Below are 17418 nucleotides of genomic sequence, written 5' to 3' on the forward strand. Positions count from 1 at the left end.
CCGGAAAAAGAAGTGGATCTTGCCCGAAAACTGTGGACAACAGGAGCCCTGTGAATAACTCCATCACCCCGACAGGTGAGTTCAGAGCGCGGCGGAACCATTACGCAGCGTCACGAGTCTGGAAGGGTGAGGGCCTTCGCCGCGCAGGGCCCGCCGAGGAAGGGGGGCCGCGGGAATGGTCACTTGGGGCCGAAGGCAGGGACGCAAACCGCGTCCGGACATGCGACGACCCCCGCCGGGGGGGAGAGCGGGGGTCGTCCCCACGGTCCGACTCGGGGGGGGAGGAGCCAGACCGGGTTAGCACGGTCGCGAACGATCCGTGACTTCCATGGTGTACCCGAGAGCCTTCTCAGGCAAACCCACGCGCCACACCTTACGCCGAATGGTGGGCGCATATGCTCGGGGCGTGGAAATCCAGCCCTTGCCGCACTCGTCGCCCCGCACCGCAGCCTTCTTCGACCTGGACAAGACGGTCATTGCGAAGTCAAGCACTCTGACGTTCAGCAAGTCCTTCTACCAGGGCGGCCTGATCAACCGCCGCGCCGTGCTGCGCACCGCCTACACCCAGTTCATCTACCTGGTCGGCGGCGCCGACCACGATCAGATGGAGCGGATGCGTGAGTACCTGTCCTCGCTCTGCAAGGGGTGGAACGTCCAGCAGGTGCGGGAGATCGTCGCCGAGACCCTGCACGACCTGATCGACCCGCTGATCTACGACGAGGCCGCCTCCCTGATCGAGGCCCACCACACGGCCGGCCGCGACGTGGTGATCGTCTCGACCTCCGGCGCCGAAGTCGTCGAGCCCATCGGCGAGATGCTCGGAGCGGACCGGGTCGTCGCGACGCGCATGGTCATCGGCGAGGACGGCTGCTTCACGGGCGAGATCGGGTACTACGCGTACGGGCCGACCAAGGCGGAGGCGGTGCGGGAGCTCGCGGAGTCCGAGGGGTACGACCTCGCGCGGTGCTACGCGTACAGCGACTCGGTGACGGACATCCCGATGCTGGAGGCGGTCGGGCACCCGCACGCCGTCAACCCCGACCGGGCGTTGCGGCGGGAGGCGGTGGCGCGGGAGTGGCCGGTGCTCGTGTTCAACCGGCCGGTGCGGTTGAAGCAGCGGCTGCCGGGGCTGTCCATGCCGGCGCGGCCGGCCCTGGTGGCCGCGGCGGCCGTGGGCGCGGCAGCCGCCACCGCGGGGCTGGTGTGGTACGCCAGCCGGCGACGGGCCAGCGCATTGGCCGCCGCCGCCTCCGCGTGACCGACTCGCGGCGGCGCCGCCCGGCGCCGCCGCCGGGATCGAACCGCCCCTGAGCTGCACGAACAACCCCTGTCCGGTTCGCCCCACAGTGTCCTGGAAAGTAAAAAAAGCGGGCAGGGGTTCCGCTTGTCAGCGAAGCGGAGTACAAAGGAGTCAACGGCCCGCGAGACCAAAGAACATCCGAGAGGATCATCTTTAAAACGCAGTAAGGCCCACGGACCGAAGCATGAACGCCGAGCACCCACGCGACGTCGACCCGTCGATTACGGGCCAGCCGCACCAGGTGACGGGCAAAGTTCCCGACCTGATGGGCAACCATCGAGGACGCTTGGTAACTGGGCGTGAATGCCAGCGGCGACACCAAAGCAAGACGGTGTCGCCGCAACCCTGCGCCCGGGCGGAACGCCGGGGCACAACGCCGCGGCGGAGCCGCTTAAGCCGCGCCGCGCTGCAGCGCCTCACAGACCGCCGTCGACTCGCGGACACCCAGCTCGATCGCGCGGCCGCAGTGCGCGATCCACGCCGCCATTCCCTCCGCCGTCCCCGAGACGTAGCCCTCGAAGGCCGCCAGGTACGCGTCCCTCCCCTGCTCCGCGTGGCCGACCTCCGCCGGGCAGATCGCCTTCGGGTCCAGACCGCTGTTGATCAGTACGATCCGCTCCGCGGCCCGCGCGACCAGCCCGTTGTACGAGCCGAACGGCCGCAGCGCCAGCAGCTCGCCGTGCACCACCGCCGAGGTGATCAGCGCCGGGGCCGAGCCGCCCGCGATGATCAGCCGGGACAGGCCGTCCAGCCGGCCCGCCACCTCCTGCGCGCTCGGCAGCGCCGCGGTGACGAACGGTTCGTCCACCGGCTCGCCCGCCAGTCGCGGGCGGCCCACCACGTCACCCTCGGCCGTCGACCCGGACGCCACCAGGTGCAGACGCGCCAGCACCCGCAGCGGCGACTGCCGCCAGATGCTCAGCAGCTGCCCGGCCTCCGCCGTCAGGCGCAGCGCCGCGCCCACCGTGCGGGCCTCCGCCTCCGCCCCGAAGTCGGTGCGGCGGCGCACCTCCTCCAGCGCCCAGTCCGCCCCGGACAGCGCCGCGCTCCCGCGCGCCCCGCGCAGCGCGGCCTCCGAGGTGATCTCCCCGCCGCGCCGGCGCATGACCCGGTGCCCGTAGACCCGGTCCACGGCCTTGCGTACGGAATCCACGGATTCGGCGACGCCCGGGAGCGAACCCAGGGCGGCCAGCGGGTCAGAAGCGCTACTCATAAGTAGGGAGCCTACGCACTGCAGGTCCGCAGCACCGACCCCTCCTTGGAGTGGTCTTCTTCACTTACAGGCACCACGCACAGCGACAAGGCCACTACTCTTGGTGAACATGAAGATCGCTTTCGTGGGAAAGGGCGGCAGCGGCAAGACGACCCTGTCCTCCCTCTTCATCCGCCACCTCGCAGCCAATGAAGCCCCTGTCGTCGCGGTGGACGCCGACATCAACCAGCACCTGGGCGCCGCGCTCGGACTCGGCGAGGACGAGGCCGCCGCGCTGCCCGCCCTGGGCGCACACATGCCCCTGATCAAGGAGTACCTGCGGGGCTCCAACCCGCGCATCGCCTCCGCCGACACGATGATCAAGACCACCCCGCCGGGCGCCGGATCGCGCCTGCTGCGCGTCACCGAGGACAACCCGGTGTACGAGGCCTGCGCGCGGACGCTGATGTTCGACGGGGAGCCCGTACGGCTGATGGCCACCGGCCCGTTCACCGAGTCGGACCTCGGGGTCGCCTGCTACCACTCCAAGGTCGGGGCGGTGGAGCTCTGCCTCAACCACCTGGTCGACGGCCCGGACGAGTACGTCGTCGTCGACATGACCGCGGGCTCCGACTCCTTCGCCTCGGGCATGTTCACCCGCTTCGACATGACCTTCCTGGTCGCGGAGCCGACCCGCAAGGGCATCTCCGTCTACCGCCAGTACAAGGAGTACGCGCGGGACTTCGGGATCGCACTCAAGGTCGTCGGCAACAAGGTGCAGGGCACGGACGACATCGAGTTCCTCCAGGACGAGGTCGGCGAGGACCTGCTCGTCACCGTCGGGCACTCCGACTGGGTGCGGGCGATGGAGAAGGGCCGCCCCGCTGCGTTCGACCTGCTCGAAGCGAGCAACCGGCTCGCCCTCCAGGCCCTCCAGGACGCGGCCGACGACTCGTACGCCGACCGCGACTGGGAGCGGTACACCGCGCAGATGGTCCACTTCCACCTGCGGAACGCGGAGAGCTGGGGCAACGCCAAGACCGGGGCCGACCTGGCCGCCCAGGTCGACCCCGATTTCGTCCTGCGGGAGAGCCCGGAGTTCCCTACTCCTCGCCCGACTCCTCTTCGGCCGGCTCCGCAGCCGGCTTGACCGCGGGGGCGGCCGGCTTGGCCGGCGGCCCCGCCGTCAGGAACTTCGTCCAGCCCTCCTTGGGCGCCTCGCCGACGTCGAGGCCGCGCATCCACTCCAGGGCCTTCGGGTCCTGGGCGTCCAGCCAGTCCACCAGCTCGCGGAACGGCACGCAGCGGACCTCCTTCTGCGTGCACATCGACTCGATCGAGTCCTCGACGGCCTTCATGTACGTGCCGCCGTTCCAGGACTCGAAGTGGTTGCCGATGATCAGCGGGGCGCGGTTGCCGGTGTAGACCCGGTCGAAGGCCTGCTGGAGGCCCTCGCGCATCTGCTCACCCCAGTACGCGTGCTGCGAGGGGTCGCCCTGCGTGGTCGTACCGGACTGGTTGACCAGGTAGTTGTAGTCCATGCTCAGCGTGTCGAAGGCACGTCCCGGCATGGGAACGAGCTGCAGCGGGACGTCCCAGAGCCCGTCCGTCTTCTTCGGCCAGATCTGCTTGCTGATGCCGCTGGAGTCGTAGCGGAAGCCCATGTCCTTGGCCGCCAGCATGAAGTTCTTCTGGCCTTCGAGACAGGGGGTGCGGGCGCCGATGAGCTCCTTGTCGTAGTCGAACGGGAGCGGCTCCAGACCCTTGAGGTCCGGCGTGTTCGTCTTCCAGCTCTTGACGAACGACTTGGCCTGGTTGATCTCGCTCTTCCACTCCGGCACGGACCAGGTGCCGACGCCGCCGTCGGGGCCGCAGAAGTGGCCGTTGAAGTGGGTGCCGATCTCGTTGCCTTCGAGCCAGGCCCCGCGGACCTGCTCGGCCGTGTCCTTGATGCCCTGGACATCGCCGAAGCCGATGTCGGAGCGGCCGGACTCGTGCTGCGGGGCCGTATAGAGGGAACGTTTCTCCTCCGGGAGCATGTACACGCCGCTCAGGAAGTACGTCATCCGGGCGTCGTACTTCTTGCCGACCTCGCGGAAGTGCGAGAAGAGCTTCTGGCTGTCCTCGCCGGCCCCGTCCCACGAGAACACCACGAACTGCGGCGGCTTCTCGCCGGGCTTCAGCTTCTGCGGCTTCCGTACGTTCGGCTGCGCACCCGTGTACGCCGTCGAGCCGTCGCCGATGGGCCGGTTGACGCTCCCGGGAGCGGCCTCCGGAGCCGCCGCGCCCTTCTTGCCGTTCGGGCTGCCGGGGGACGGCTTGGCGGGTCCCGAGGTGCTGCACCCGGCGACGCCCAGCACCAGCGCCGTGGCGACCAGGCCGCCGGCGATCTTCTTCGTGGCGGCGATCATCCGTCCACCTCTCCTCGCAGTTCCATCGCGGGTCTTCCGTGCCGCAACGTCCCATGCGGTCCGCCGTGAAGATGATGTGACAAGCCGTACAAAATGCTTAATCACCCCTGGGCGCTAATTTCTAGGCCATTTGCGCCCATTCCCTATCGCGATCCTTTACTCTCCATTACCTTTCATTTACTGAGTGTTGAGACTCCCGCCGCTTCATCCCTCCCTAGAGGAGACGGGACCTATGACAGCCACCTCCCCCAAGGCCGAAGGCGCGCCGCACAAGGGCCACCGCGCCGATCTCCACGCCGACCTGTCCGCATCCCTGACCGTCTTCCTGATCGCCCTGCCGCTCTCCCTCGGCATCGCGCTCGCCACCGGCGCCCCGCTCCAGGCGGGCCTGGTGGCCGCGGCCGTCGGCGGGATCGTGGCCGGGCGCCTGGGCGGCACACCGCTGCTGGTGAGCGGACCCGCGACGGGACTCACCGTCGTCACCGCCGAGTTGATCCAGCACTACGGATGGCGCACCACCTGCGCCATCACCGTGCTCGCCGGCTGCTGTCAGCTCGGGCTCGCCGCGCTGCGCACCGCCCGCTCCGCGCTCATGGTCAGCCCGGCCATCGTGCACGGCATGCTCGCGGGCGTCGGCGTCACGATCGCGCTGGCCCAGCTGCACATCGTCCTCGGCGGCACCCCGCAGAGCTCCGCCCTCGCCAACGTGCTGGGACTGCCGGGCCAGTTGGCGAACCTGCAGCCGGCCGCGGTCGGCATCAGCGCCCTGACCCTGCTCGTCCTGCTCGGCTGGCCGCGGCTGCCCGGGCGGATCGGGCTCGCCCTGCGCAAGGTGCCGGCCGCGCTGGCCGCCGTGGCCACGGCCACCGCGTTCGCCACGCTGTCCGGGCTGACCCTGCCCCGGGTGGACCTGCCGTCCTGGCGCAGCCACGCCCTGCCCGAGCTGCCCGAGGGCCCGGTCCTCGGCATCATCGCGGCCGTCCTGACGGTCACCCTGGTCGGCAGTGTGGAATCCCTGCTGTCCGCGGTCGCCACCGACAAGCTGATCGCCTCGCAGCGGCGTACGGGCCACCGCCCGCCGCGCGCCGACCTCGACCGGGAACTGCGCGGTCAGGGCACGGCGAACGTGCTCTCCGGACTGCTGGGCGGGCTGCCCGTCGCGGGCGGGGCCGTCCGCAGCGTGGCCAACGTCAAGTCCGGGGCCGTGAGCCGCCGGTCGGTCATGCTGCACGGGCTCTGGATCCTGCTCGCGGCCGCCCTTCTCGTCCCGGTCCTCGACCTGATCCCGCTCGCCGCGCTGGCCGCCCTGGTGATGGCGCTCGGCGTGCAGATGGTGAACGCCACGCATCTGCGTACGGTCACCCGGCACCGCGAGATCGTGGTGTACGTGACGACGATCGCGGCCGTGGTGCTCGGCGGGGTCCTGGAGGGGGTCGCCGTCGGCATCGCGGTGGCCGTCGCGATCGCCCTGCACCGGCTGGCCCGGACCCGGATCACGGTCGAGGTGCAGGACGGTGTCCACCGGGTGTGGGCGCGCGGGCAGTTGACCTTCCTCGCGGTGCCGCGGCTGAGCCGGGCGCTGAACCAGATCCCGCCCGGCGGGCGCGTGGTGGTGGAGCTGGACGGCTCGTTCATGGACCACGCGGCGTACGAGACGCTCCAGGACTGGCAGCACGCCCACCTGGTGCACGGGGGCTCGCTGGAGGTCACCGGCCGCTCCGCCACCCGGATGACCGGGGCGGACCGCGCCGACCGGGCCCACCAGGGACACCCGGCGCACCAGCCGCACCGCGCCGATCAGCGCTCCCACCACCGCGGGGCCCATCGCGGCGGGCACCAGTGCTGCCGCCCCTGGACCCCGTGGATGAACCACTGCGACCACCGGCCGGCGGCCGAGCCCACGATCCCCGGCGCGGCCGCGGCTCCCGACGCGCTGGAGGCCGTGGAGGCCCCGGCCCCTGCCCCGACCCCGGCCCCGCGCCGGCGGGGCGCCGGCCAACTGGCCAGCGGGATCAGCGCCTTCCAGCGGGACACCGCACCGCATGTCCGCGAGGAGCTGGCCCGGCTGGCCCGGGAGGGACAGCGGCCCTCCCAGCTCTTCCTGACCTGCGCGGACTCCCGCCTGGTGACCAGCATGATCACGGCCAGCGGCCCCGGCGACCTGTTCACGGTGCGCAACGTCGGCAACCTGGTCCCCCTGCCGGGCGCCGAGGCCACGGACGACTCGGTCGCGGCGGCCATCGAGTACGCGGTGGACGTGCTCAAGGTGGACAGCATCACGGTGTGCGGGCACTCGGGCTGCGGGGCCATGCAGGCGCTGCTGAACTCCACGCCCGGGGGCCCGATGACCCCGCTGCGCCGGTGGCTGCGGCACGGGCTGCCCAGCCTGGAGCGGATGGCCAGCCGCCACCACGCCTGGGCCCGGATCGCGGGCCGGCTCCCGGCGGACGCGGTGGAGCAGCTGTGCCTGACCAACGTGGTGCAGCAGCTGGAGCACCTACGGGCGCACGAATCGGTGGCCCGGCGGCTCGCGGAGGGCACGCTGGAGCTGCACGGGATGTACTTCCACGTGGGCGAAGCGCAGGCCTACCTGCTGTCGGAGGGCGAGGACTTCTTCGACTGCCGGGTCTTCGACAGCGTCGGGCACCAGGCCGGGGAGCACTCCGGACCGCATGCCGAACCGCAGGCCGGCCGGCACCTCGGGCAGCACGCCGGACACCACACCGGCCAGCACGTCGGGCAGCACGCCTGAAAGATGACCGAATGATGACCGAATCGCCGTGACCGGCGGATCCTGATCATGGACGCGAACGAACCGGTACCCTCCGATATCCGTGTCACAGAGTGGCCCCTTCCCGCACCCTGCAGCGGGAAGGGGCCACTCTGCACGTCCGCCCGGCCGTGATATAGGTCTAAACCAATTTTCGGCTACCCCTTGTCACCAGGGCCGCTGACTGATGAGCTATGCCCGGGGACACAACGGACACCCTGGGAAAGGGAGATGTCGTGAGCAACGAAAGCCTGGCCAACCTGTTGAAGGAGGAGCGCCGATTCGCTCCTCCCGCCGACCTGGCCGCCGCCGCCAACGTGACGGGGGCTGCGTACGCACAGGCCGACGCGGACCGGCTGGGCTTCTGGGCCGAGCAGGCCCGCCGCCTGACCTGGGACACCGAGCCGACCGAGACGCTCGACTGGACCAACCCGCCCTTCGCCAAGTGGTTCGCGGACGGCAAGCTGAACGTCGCGTACAACTGCGTGGACCGGCACGTCGAGGCCGGCAACGGCGACCGCGTCGCCATCCACTTCGAGGGTGAGCCCGGCGACAGCCGCTCGATCACCTACGCCGAGCTCAAGGACGAGGTCTCCAAGGCCGCCAACGCCCTGACCGAGCTGGGCGTCCAGGCCGGCGACCGGGTCGCGGTCTACCTGCCGATGATCCCCGAGGCCGTCGTCGCGATGCTCGCGTGCGCCCGCGTCGGCGCCGCCCACTCGGTGGTCTTCGGCGGCTTCTCCGCCGACGCCGTGGCCTCCCGCATCCAGGACGCCGACGCCAAGCTGGTCATCACCTCCGACGGCGGCTACCGCCGCGGCAAGCCCAGCGCCCTCAAGCCGGCCATCGACGAGGCCGTCGCCAAGTGCCCGCAGGTCGAGCACGTGCTCGTCGTACGGCGCACCGGCCAGGACACCGCGTTCACCGAGGGCCGCGACGTCTGGTGGGACGAGATCGTCGGCCGCCAGTCCGCCGAGCACGCCCCGCAGGCCTTCGACGCCGAGCACCCGCTGTTCATCCTGTACACCTCGGGGACCACGGGTAAGCCCAAGGGCATCCTGCACACCTCCGGCGGCTACCTCACGCAGGCCTCGTACACCCACCACGCCGTCTTCGACCTCAAGCCGGAGAGCGACGTCTACTGGTGCACCGCCGACATCGGCTGGGTCACCGGGCACTCGTACATCGTCTACGGGCCGCTCGCCAACGGCGCCACCCAGGTGATGTACGAGGGCACGCCGGACACCCCGCACCAGGGCCGGTTCTGGGAGGTCGTGCAGAAGTACGGCGTCACCATCCTCTACACCGCGCCCACGGCGATCCGTACGTTCATGAAGTGGGGCGACGACATCCCCGCGAAGTTCGACCTGTCGAGCCTGCGCGTGCTGGGCTCGGTCGGCGAGCCGATCAACCCCGAGGCCTGGATCTGGTACCGCAAGCACATCGGCGGGGACCACTGCCCGATCGTGGACACGTGGTGGCAGACCGAGACCGGCGCCATGATGATCTCCCCGCTGCCGGGCGTCACGGAGACCAAGCCGGGATCCGCCCAGCGCGCCCTGCCCGGCATCGGCGCCACCGTCGTGGACGACGAGGGCCGCGAGGTCCCGAACGGCGGAGGCGGCTACCTGGTCCTCACCGAGCCGTGGCCGTCGATGCTGCGCACCATCTGGGGTGACGACCAGCGCTTCGTCGACACCTACTGGTCCCGCTTCGAGGGCAAGTACTTCGCGGGCGACGGTGCCAAGAAGGACGACGACGGCGACATCTGGCTGCTGGGCCGCGTCGACGACGTGATGCTGGTGTCCGGCCACAACATCTCGACCACCGAGGTGGAGTCGGCCCTCGTCTCGCACCCGTCGGTCGCCGAGGCGGCCGTGGTCGGCGCCAAGGACGAGACCACCGGCCAGGCCATCGTCGCCTTCGTGATCCTGCGCGGCAGCGCCTCCGAGACCGACACCCTGGTCGGCGAGCTGCGCAACCACGTGGGCGCCACGCTGGGCCCGATCGCCAAGCCGAAGCGGATCGTCCCCGTCCAGGAGCTGCCGAAGACCCGTTCGGGCAAGATCATGCGGCGCCTGCTGCGCGATGTCGCCGAGGACCGCGCGGTCGGCGACGTCACGACCCTGGCCGACTCCTCGGTCATGGACCTGATCCAGAGCAAGCTGCCGTCCGCCTCCAGCGAAGACTGAGCACGACCCTCCCGGGACGGACACGAGCTGCACCGACCGAGTGAAAGGGGCATCCGGCGCGTCGCGCCGGATGCCCCTTTCACACATAAAGTGAAGATCGCCGGATACGTCCTCGCGCAACCCTGTAAAATATGCGAAGCGTAAAGATGCAAGTCCACAGGGTGCGCCGGGAAGTCTGGTCGGCAACGAGTTCCACCATGCCGTCCAACCCACCCGGAGGTGTCCCCCGTGGCCGCGCCCAGCCCCACCGACCGCCACAGCCGCAAGTTCCTCGGCAGGCTCTCCCTGCCCGAACGGCGCTTCGTGGCCGACGCCCTGCGCGCCGAGACCGTCGGCGGCGTGCTCCTGCTCGTGGCCGCCATCGCCGCCCTGCTGTGGGCGAACATCCCCGCCGTCTCCGGCAGCTACTCCGACGTCAGCGACTTCCACATAGGCCCCGCCTCCCTCGGCCTGGACCTCTCGATCCAGCACTGGGCGGCCGACGGACTGCTGGCGATCTTCTTCTTCGTCGCCGGCATCGAGCTCAAGCGCGAGCTCGTCGCGGGCGATCTGCGCGAACCCAAGGCCGCCGCCCTCCCGGTGATCGCCGCCGTCTGCGGCATGGCGATGCCCGCGCTGGTCTACGTACTGGTCAACACGGCGGGCGGCGGCTCGATGGACGGCTGGGCGGTCCCGACCGCGACCGACATCGCCTTCGCCCTCGCCGTCCTGGCCGTCATCGGCACCTCGCTGCCGTCCGCGCTGCGCGCCTTCCTGCTGACCCTCGCCGTCGTCGACGACCTGTTCGCCATCATGATCATCGCGGTGTTCTTCACCAGCGAGATCGACTTCCTGGCCCTCGGCGGCGCGGTCCTGGGCCTGGTCGTCTTCTGGTTCCTGCTCCGCAAGGGCGTCCGCGGCTGGTACGTGTACGTCCCGCTCGCCCTGGTCATCTGGGGCCTGATGTACAACAGCGGCGTCCACGCCACCATCGCCGGCGTGGCGATGGGCCTGATGCTCCGCTGCTCCCGCAAGGAAGGCGAGGAGACCTCCCCCGGCGAGCACATCGAGCACCTCGTGCGGCCCGTCTCGGCCGGCCTGGCCGTCCCGCTCTTCGCGCTGTTCTCCGCCGGGGTCTCGCTCTCCGACGACTCCATCGCCCAGGTCTTCACCCGGCCCGAGACCCTCGGCGTCGTCCTCGGCCTGGTCGTCGGCAAGGCCGTGGGCATCTTCGGCGGCACCTGGCTGGCCGCCCGCTTCACCAAGGCCGAACTCAACGAGGACCTGGCCTGGCCCGACGTACTCGCCGTGGCCTCACTCGCCGGCATCGGCTTCACCGTCTCGCTCCTCATCGGCGAGCTCGCCTTCACCGGTGACGAGACCCTCACCGACGAGGTGAAGGCCGCCGTCCTGTTCGGCTCCCTCATCGCCGCCGTCGTCGCGAGCGTCATGCTCAAGCTCCGCAACCGCACGTACCGGGCCCTCACCGAGGACGAGGAGCGCGACGAGGACCTCGACGGCATCCCGGACATCTACGAGCAGGACAAGCCGGAATACCACCTGCGGATGGCGAAGATCTACGAGGCGAAGGCCGCGGAGCACCGGCGCAGGGCCGAGGCGGCCACGGCCGCCGCGCTCGAAGCGGCCACCGGGTCCACCGCCGAGCGCGACCGTCCGGCATGATCTGAACTGACGCCGTGACGGGCGAAGGACAGCCGCCGCGCAGGGCGTCGACAGCAGACGACGGCAGATGACAGAGGGAGAGAGCGATGAGCGCAGTGGACCAAGGGGCGCAAGGAGCCGAGCGCACACTCGGCCAGCTGGTCGCCTCGGCCACCGCCGAGATGTCCGCCCTGGTGCACGACGAGATCGCCCTCGCCAAGGCGGAGATCCGCCAGGACGTCAAGCGCGTGGGCATCGGCGGTACCGCCATCGGGATCGCAGGGGTGTTCGCCCTGTTCTCCCTGCCCGTGCTGAGCTTCGCCGCGGCGTACGGGATCCACAACCTCGGGCTCGGGCTGGCCTGGTCGTTCCTCATCGTCGGCGTGGCGTTCCTGCTGCTCGCGGGCCTGCTGGCGCTGATCGCCGTATCGAAGTTCAAGAAGGTCAAGCCGCCGGAGAAGACCATCGCCTCCGTCAAGCAGACCGCGGCGATCGTCGGGACGGTCAAGCCGCACCCGCGGTCGGTGAGTGACCAGGCCGTGGGTGTGGCACGCTCGTCCTCATGACAGCGCCCTCACCGGACTCCAGCACTCCGCCCACCGCCGCGACGGCGGTCCGGATCGATGTGCCCGGCGGGAGGACGGTGACCCACCGGGACGTCGCGGCCAACGGGGCCCGGTTCCACGTGGCCGAGATGGGCGACGGACCGCTGGTCCTGCTGCTGCACGGCTTCCCGCAGTTCTGGTGGACGTGGCGGCACCAGTTGACCGCGCTCGCCGACGCCGGATACCGGGCGGTCGCGATGGACCTGCGCGGGGTGGGCGGCAGCGACCGCACCCCTCGCGGCTACGACCCCGCGAACCTGGCGCTCGACATCACCGGGGTCGTACGGTCCCTCGGCGAGCCGGACGCCGCCCTCGTGGGGCACGACCTGGGCGGCTACCTCGCCTGGACCGCGGCCGTGATGCGGCCCAAGCTGGTGCGCCGGCTCGTGGTCTCCTCGATGCCGCACCCGCGGCGCTGGCGCTCGGCGATGCTCTCCGACTTCGGCCAGACCCGGGCCAGTTCGCACATCTGGGGCTTCCAGCGGCCGTTCATCCCGGAGCGGCAGCTCGTCGCCGACGGCGGGGCGCTCGTGGGCGAGCTGATCCGGGACTGGTCCGGGCCCCTGCCGCCCGCGGCGGAGGACCTCGAGGTGTACCGGCGCGCGATGTGCATCCCGTCCACCGCGCACTGCTCGATCGAGCCGTACCGCTGGATGATGCGGTCCATCGCCCGGCCGGACGGGCTCCAGTTCAACCGCCGGATGAAGCGGCCGGTGCGCGTGCCGACGCTGCACCTGCACGGCTCGCTCGACCCGGTGATGCGGACCCGGAGCGCGGCCGGCTCCGGGGAGTACGTCGAAGCCCCGTACCGGTGGCGGCTGTTCGACGGCCTCGGGCACTTCCCCCACGAGGAGGATCCCGCGGCCTTCTCGACCGAGCTGGTGAACTGGCTGAAGGACCCCGAGCCGGACCGCTGACCCGACGGGATCTCAGCTGACCAACCATCAGTGCGACTGTCTTACGAACATTCAATTGCCTCGCGCATAGGCCAATTGGCCGCCCGGGACGGGGTTACCGACCTTGGGGCCCGGGCACAGCTCGTTGTATGGGCTGGACGCACGACTACGGTGACACCGCACGCGAACACCGCCCGGCAGCGACGCCGGGCACGCACGGGAGGACGGGCCGGGACGGCCACGACCCCCGACTCGGGATTCCACGCATCCTGCGCCGCCGGGCCCGCTGGGTCTCGGCACGCCTGCGGCATCCGCGGACGTAGCCGCGGCCGCGCCCCGTCCCGTACGGGCCCCCTGCGGACCCGTACGGATCAGAGGGCGCAGCCCTGGCTGTCGGCCCGCCGGTCGGAGACCTTCCCGATCCGGATGTCGTCGCGGACCTCGTCCGCCGTCAGCGCGTACCCGGTGTTCGGGTCGTCGAGCGACTTCGCGAAGACGACCCCGTACACCTTGCCGTCGGGTGTCAGCAGCGGCCCGCCGGAGTTGCCCTGGCGGACGGTCGCGTACAGCGAGTAGACATCGCGCCGGACGGTGCCCCGGTGGTAGATGTCCGGGCCGTTGGCGTTGATCCGGCCGCGGACGCGCGCCGCGCGGATGTCGTACGCGCCGTTCTCCGGGAAGCCGGCGACGATCGCGTCACTGCCGCTCGTCGCGTCCTTGTCGGTGAACTCCAGCGCGGGCGCCTTCAGCTTGGGCACGTCCAGGACGGCGATGTCGCGCTCCCAGTCGTAGAGCACGACCTTGCCGTCGTAGAGCTTGCCCTCGCCGCCGATCTGCACGGTCGGCTCGCCGACCCCGCCGACGACGTGCGCGTTGGTCATGACCTTGCCGGGCGCGAAGACGAAGCCGGTGCCCTCCAGGACCTTGCTGCAGCTCGGCGCGGTACCGACGACCTTCACGATCGAGCGCTTGGCCACGTCGGCGACGGGGCTGCGGGCGAGCGCCGGATCGGGTGCCTTCACCTCGGTGATCGGCTCGTTCGAGAACGGGCTGAAGACCTGCGGGAAACCACTGCGCGCGAGGGTGGAGCTGAAGTCCGAGAACCAGGTGTTGGCCTGGGCGGGCAGCACCCGCGAGACGCCCAGCAGCACCTTGGAGTTGCGTACTTCCCTGCCCAGCGTGGGAAGCGACGTCCCGGCGAGGGCGGAGCCGATCAGCCACGCCACCAGCAGCATCGCGACGACGTTGACCAGGGCCCCGCCGGTCGCGTCGAGGGCGCGCGCCGGCGACCACGTGATGTGGCGGCGCAGGCGGTTGCCCAGATGGGTGGTGAAGGCCTGCCCGATCGAGGCACAGACGATGATCACGACGACGGCGATGACCACGACCGTGGTGGACACCTGGGTGCCGTTGTCGGTCACCCGGTCCCAGACCAGCGGGAGCAGGGACACGGCGATGAGACCACCGCCGAGGAAGCCGATCACCGACAGGATGCCGACGACGAACCCCTGGCGGTAGCCGACGATCGCGAACCACACGGCGGCGAGCAGCAAAAGGATGTCCAGCACGTTCACGAGGGTCACCGTCTCATGCGCGCCAGTCGAGCGGGACTTGCCTCGATCGGTCCCAAGGCAGCTCCCACCCCGCGAAATGCAGGATCCGGTCGATCACTCCGGCGGTAAAACCCCAGACCAGAGCCGATTCGACGGTGAAAGCGGGCCCCAGGTGGCCGCTCGGATGGACGGCCGTGACCCGGTGATCGGGATCCGTGAGATCGGCCACGGGAACCGTGAAGACGCGGGCGGTCTCGGCCGGGTCCACGGCGCCGACGGGGCTGGGATCGCGCCACCAGCCGAGCACCGGGGTCACGACGAACTCGCTGACCGGGATGTACAGGCGCGGCAGGACGCCGAAGAGCTGGACGCCCGCGGGGTCGAGCCCGGTCTCCTCCTCGGCCTCGCGCAGGGCGGCCCGCAGCGGGCCGGTGGTGTGCGGATCGCCGTCCTCCGGGTCGAGGGCGCCGCCGGGGAACGAGGGCTGACCGGGGTGCGAGCGCAGGGTCCCGGCGCGCTCCATGAGCAGCAGCTCGGGGCCGCGGGGGCCCTCGCCGAAGAGGATCAGCACGGCGGACTGGCGGCCCCGGCCGTCCTCGGGCGGCAGGAACCGGCTGAGCTGGGTCGGCCGGACCGTCCGCACGGCCTCGACGACGGGACCGAGCCACCCGGGCAGGCCCTGGGTGCTGACGCGCAGAGCGCCCTGGTCCTCGTACGGGCCCTGCGGCCTGCCCCGCTGCGGCGGCGCGGCCGCCTGGGTCACACCGCTCTCGTCCCGCGCTCCGCGCGTCATAGGCACCCCTGCTCCCTGCCGTCGCCGACACCGTCGCCGTCCCGATACGGGGACAACGCGGCCCCGGGCCGGATTCGTTCCTCCGCGGGCCGCCGTGCGGCGGCCCGCGGCCGTGCTGCGTGCTTCTGCGTTCCCGCGTTCCGGTCTCAGGAGCCGGTCGAGGCCCCCTGGGCGGCCTCGGCGGCCCGGCCCGCGCCCAGCGGCAGGGCCGGGAGGCCCGGGTAGTCCGGCGGCGGGCTCAGCCGCTGGCCGGGCTGGCCGCCCTTCTCGTACTTGAGCAGCTTCAGCGCCTTCTCCGGGTCCGTCTCGCCCTCCCCGTACGCCGGGCAGAGCGGGGCGATCGGGCAGGCGCCGCAGGCGGGCTTGCGGGAGTGGCAGATCCGGCGGCCGTGGAAGACGACGCGGTGCGAGAGCATCGTCCACTCGCTCTTCGGGAAGATCGCGCAGATCTCCGCCTCGACCTTCTCCGGGTCCTCCTGCTCCGTCCACTTCCAGCGGCGCACCAGCCGGCCGAAGTGGGTGTCCACGGTGATCCCCGGGACTCCGAACGCATTGCCGAGGACCACGTTGGCCGTCTTGCGGCCGACTCCCGGGAGCGTCACCAGGTCCTCGATCCGGCCCGGCACGTTCCCGCCGAAGTCGTCCCGCAGGGCCTGCGAGAGGCCGAGGAGGGAGCGCGCCTTCGCCCGGAAGAACCCGGTCGGCCGGATGATCTCCTCCAGATCCTCGGGCACGGCCGCGGCCATGTCCTCGGGGGTCGGATAGGCGGCGAACAGGGCCGGGGTCGTCTGGTTCACGCGCAGGTCGGTGGTCTGCGCGGAGAGGACCGTGGCGACCAGCAGCTCGAAGGGATTCCGGAAGTCGAGCTCGGGATGGGCGTACGGATAGATCTCGGCCAGCTCGCGGTTGATGCGGCGGGCCCGGCGCACCATCGCCAGATGCGATTCCGGTTTCTTGGCCGAACTTTTGCCCTGGGGGCTCGGCGGGGCCTTCCGGCGCTTCCCGGACGCCTTCTCGGGGGCTTGTTCGCCCACAGCTGAATTGGGCCCGCCCGTCACTCCTGCGGACCCCTTGGCCTGTGCTCTCACCGGCTTGTTGGACACCCGGCCAGCCTAAGGCCGGGCGCCGACACCCGCCTGGACCTCAGGTAACACCACTCTGATTGGCCTCTCACCGCACAGCACAGGCGTACGTCCGGCATCCTTGGTAGTGATTGATCGCACTGTTTGAGCCGTCCGGCAAAATAGGGGACCAGGTCCCCCTGAGCCGGTCGACATAGGAGAGACACTCGTGGACGACGTTCTGCGGCGCGCCCCGCTCTTCGCGGCGCTCGATGATGAGCAGGCCGCGGAGCTCCGCGCCTCCATGGGCGAGGTGACCCTCGCACGCGGTGACGCCCTGTTCCACGAGGGCGACCCCGGCGACCGGCTGTATGTCGTGACCGAGGGCAAGGTGAAGCTGCACCGCACCTCCCCCGACGGTCGCGAGAACATGCTGGCCGTCCTCGGCCCCGGTGAGCTGATCGGCGAGCTGTCGCTGTTCGACCCCGGCCCGCGTACCGCCACCGCCACCGCCCTGACCGAGGTCAAGCTGCTCGGCCTCGGCCACGGCGACCTCCAGCCCTGGCTCAACGCCCGGCCCGAGGTCGCGACCGCGCTGCTGCGCGCGGTGGCACGGCGCCTGCGCAAGACCAACGACCAGATGTCCGACCTGGTCTTCTCCGACGTCCCGGGCCGCGTCGCCCGCGCCCTCCTGGACCTGTCGCGCCGCTTCGGCGTGCAGTCCGAGGAAGGCATCCACGTCGTGCACGACCTGACGCAGGAAGAGCTGGCCCAGCTGGTCGGCGCCTCCCGCGAGACGGTCAACAAGGCCCTCGCGGACTTCGCGGGCCGCGGCTGGCTCCGCCTGGAGGCCCGCGCGGTCATCCTGCTGGACGTGGAGCGACTGGCGAAGCGGTCGCGCTGACCGCGCTCCGGATGTGCGTGGAGGGGTCCTGCCCGGTCGGGCGGGGCCCCTCTGCCGTCTCCGGGTACGGCGGGGTCGGACCTCTGCGGTCAGACCCCGG

General features: G+C 70.9%; 13 protein-coding genes. 8 read left to right on the forward strand and 5 right to left on the reverse strand.

Annotated elements, in window-relative coordinates:
• Positions 1-421: 421 nt before the first annotated feature.
• Positions 422-1258: an HAD family phosphatase gene (locus tag ACFXGI_RS08245; RefSeq protein WP_030152694.1), complete on the forward strand. Its 837-nt coding sequence runs from the start codon at positions 422-424 to the stop codon at positions 1256-1258.
• 433 nt (positions 1259-1691) lie between these two features.
• Here the strand turns inward: ACFXGI_RS08245 and ACFXGI_RS08250 are convergent, their stop codons facing one another.
• Positions 1692-2513, reverse strand: a complete 822-nt coding sequence (locus ACFXGI_RS08250) for an oxidoreductase (protein WP_384704647.1) — start codon at positions 2511-2513, stop codon at positions 1692-1694.
• A gap of 109 nt (positions 2514-2622) precedes the next feature.
• On the opposite strand from ACFXGI_RS08250, the gene ACFXGI_RS08255 reads away from it, so the two are divergent.
• Positions 2623-3642 (forward strand): ATP-binding protein, encoded by a 1020-nt coding sequence (locus ACFXGI_RS08255; RefSeq protein WP_384704648.1) that lies wholly within the window; start codon positions 2623-2625, stop codon positions 3640-3642.
• Here ACFXGI_RS08255 and ACFXGI_RS08260 read toward each other — a convergent pair.
• Positions 3596-4903 (reverse strand): hypothetical protein, encoded by a 1308-nt coding sequence (locus ACFXGI_RS08260; protein ID WP_384704649.1) that lies wholly within the window; start codon positions 4901-4903, stop codon positions 3596-3598. The two genes, ACFXGI_RS08255 and ACFXGI_RS08260, sit on opposite strands and share 47 nt — an antisense overlap.
• 232 nt (positions 4904-5135) lie before the next feature.
• Here ACFXGI_RS08260 and ACFXGI_RS08265 point away from each other — a divergent pair, with 232 nt between their 5' ends.
• From ACFXGI_RS08265 to ACFXGI_RS08285, 5 genes are all read left to right on the forward strand, one after another.
• Entirely contained in the window at positions 5136-7655 is a 2520-nt protein-coding gene (locus ACFXGI_RS08265) for a SulP family inorganic anion transporter (RefSeq protein WP_384704650.1), read from the forward strand.
• A gap of 212 nt (positions 7656-7867) precedes the next feature.
• Positions 7868-9865, forward strand: coding sequence for an acetate--CoA ligase (gene acs / locus ACFXGI_RS08270; RefSeq protein WP_384704651.1), 1998 nt, complete (start codon positions 7868-7870; stop codon positions 9863-9865).
• A 228-nt stretch (positions 9866-10093) separates the two neighbouring features.
• Entirely contained in the window at positions 10094-11527 is a 1434-nt protein-coding gene (gene nhaA / locus ACFXGI_RS08275; protein WP_384704652.1) for a Na+/H+ antiporter NhaA, read from the forward strand.
• An 86-nt stretch (positions 11528-11613) separates the two neighbouring features.
• Positions 11614-12072 carry a phage holin family protein gene (locus ACFXGI_RS08280; RefSeq protein WP_384704653.1) on the forward strand — a complete coding sequence of 153 codons (459 nt, stop codon included), beginning with the start codon at positions 11614-11616 and terminating at the stop codon, positions 12070-12072.
• Entirely contained in the window at positions 12069-13028 is a 960-nt protein-coding gene (locus ACFXGI_RS08285; RefSeq protein WP_384704654.1) for an alpha/beta fold hydrolase, read from the forward strand. Before ACFXGI_RS08280 ends, ACFXGI_RS08285 begins: the two co-directional genes overlap by 4 nt.
• Positions 13029-13378: 350 nt before the next feature.
• Here the strand turns inward: ACFXGI_RS08285 and ACFXGI_RS08290 are convergent, their stop codons facing one another.
• The 3 genes from ACFXGI_RS08290 to nth all read right to left on the reverse strand — a co-directional run bounded on the left by ACFXGI_RS08290 (position 13379) and on the right by nth (position 16387).
• Positions 13379-14581, reverse strand: coding sequence for a MarP family serine protease (locus tag ACFXGI_RS08290; protein WP_384704655.1), 1203 nt, complete (start codon positions 14579-14581; stop codon positions 13379-13381).
• 13 nt (positions 14582-14594) lie between these two features.
• Positions 14595-15353, reverse strand: a complete 759-nt coding sequence (locus ACFXGI_RS08295; RefSeq protein ID WP_384704656.1) for an NUDIX hydrolase — start codon at positions 15351-15353, stop codon at positions 14595-14597.
• A gap of 146 nt (positions 15354-15499) precedes the next feature.
• Entirely contained in the window at positions 15500-16387 is an 888-nt protein-coding gene (gene nth, locus ACFXGI_RS08300) for an endonuclease III (protein ID WP_384704751.1), read from the reverse strand.
• Between the two features lie 256 nt (positions 16388-16643).
• Here nth and ACFXGI_RS08305 point away from each other — a divergent pair, with 256 nt between their 5' ends.
• A complete protein-coding gene (locus ACFXGI_RS08305; RefSeq protein WP_003981529.1) occupies positions 16644-17318 on the forward strand; it encodes a Crp/Fnr family transcriptional regulator in 675 nt (224 codons plus the stop codon).
• The last annotated feature ends 100 nt before the right edge of the window (positions 17319-17418 follow it).

It is taken from the genome of Streptomyces sp. NPDC059355, assembly GCF_042752335.1.
GTDB lineage: Bacteria > Actinomycetota > Actinomycetes > Streptomycetales > Streptomycetaceae > Streptomyces.

Bases quoted from the DNA above. Each gene is read 5' to 3' on its own strand.
- ACFXGI_RS08255 (WP_384704648.1), top strand. From the start codon at position 2,623: ATGAAGATCGCTTTCGTGGGAAAGGGCGGCAGCGGCAAGACGACCCTG.
- ACFXGI_RS08250 (WP_384704647.1), bottom strand. From the start codon at position 2,513: ATGAGTAGCGCTTCTGACCCGCTGGCCGCCCTGGGTTCGCTCCCGGGC.
- acs (WP_384704651.1), top strand. From the start codon at position 7,868: ATGCCCGGGGACACAACGGACACCCTGGGAAAGGGAGATGTCGTGAGC.
- ACFXGI_RS08265 (WP_384704650.1), top strand. From the start codon at position 5,136: ATGACAGCCACCTCCCCCAAGGCCGAAGGCGCGCCGCACAAGGGCCAC.
- ACFXGI_RS08260 (WP_384704649.1), bottom strand. From the start codon at position 4,903: ATGATCGCCGCCACGAAGAAGATCGCCGGCGGCCTGGTCGCCACGGCG.
- ACFXGI_RS08295 (WP_384704656.1), bottom strand. From the start codon at position 15,353: ATGACGCGCGGAGCGCGGGACGAGAGCGGTGTGACCCAGGCGGCCGCG.
- ACFXGI_RS08285 (WP_384704654.1), top strand. From the start codon at position 12,069: ATGACAGCGCCCTCACCGGACTCCAGCACTCCGCCCACCGCCGCGACG.
- ACFXGI_RS08280 (WP_384704653.1), top strand. From the start codon at position 11,614: ATGAGCGCAGTGGACCAAGGGGCGCAAGGAGCCGAGCGCACACTCGGC.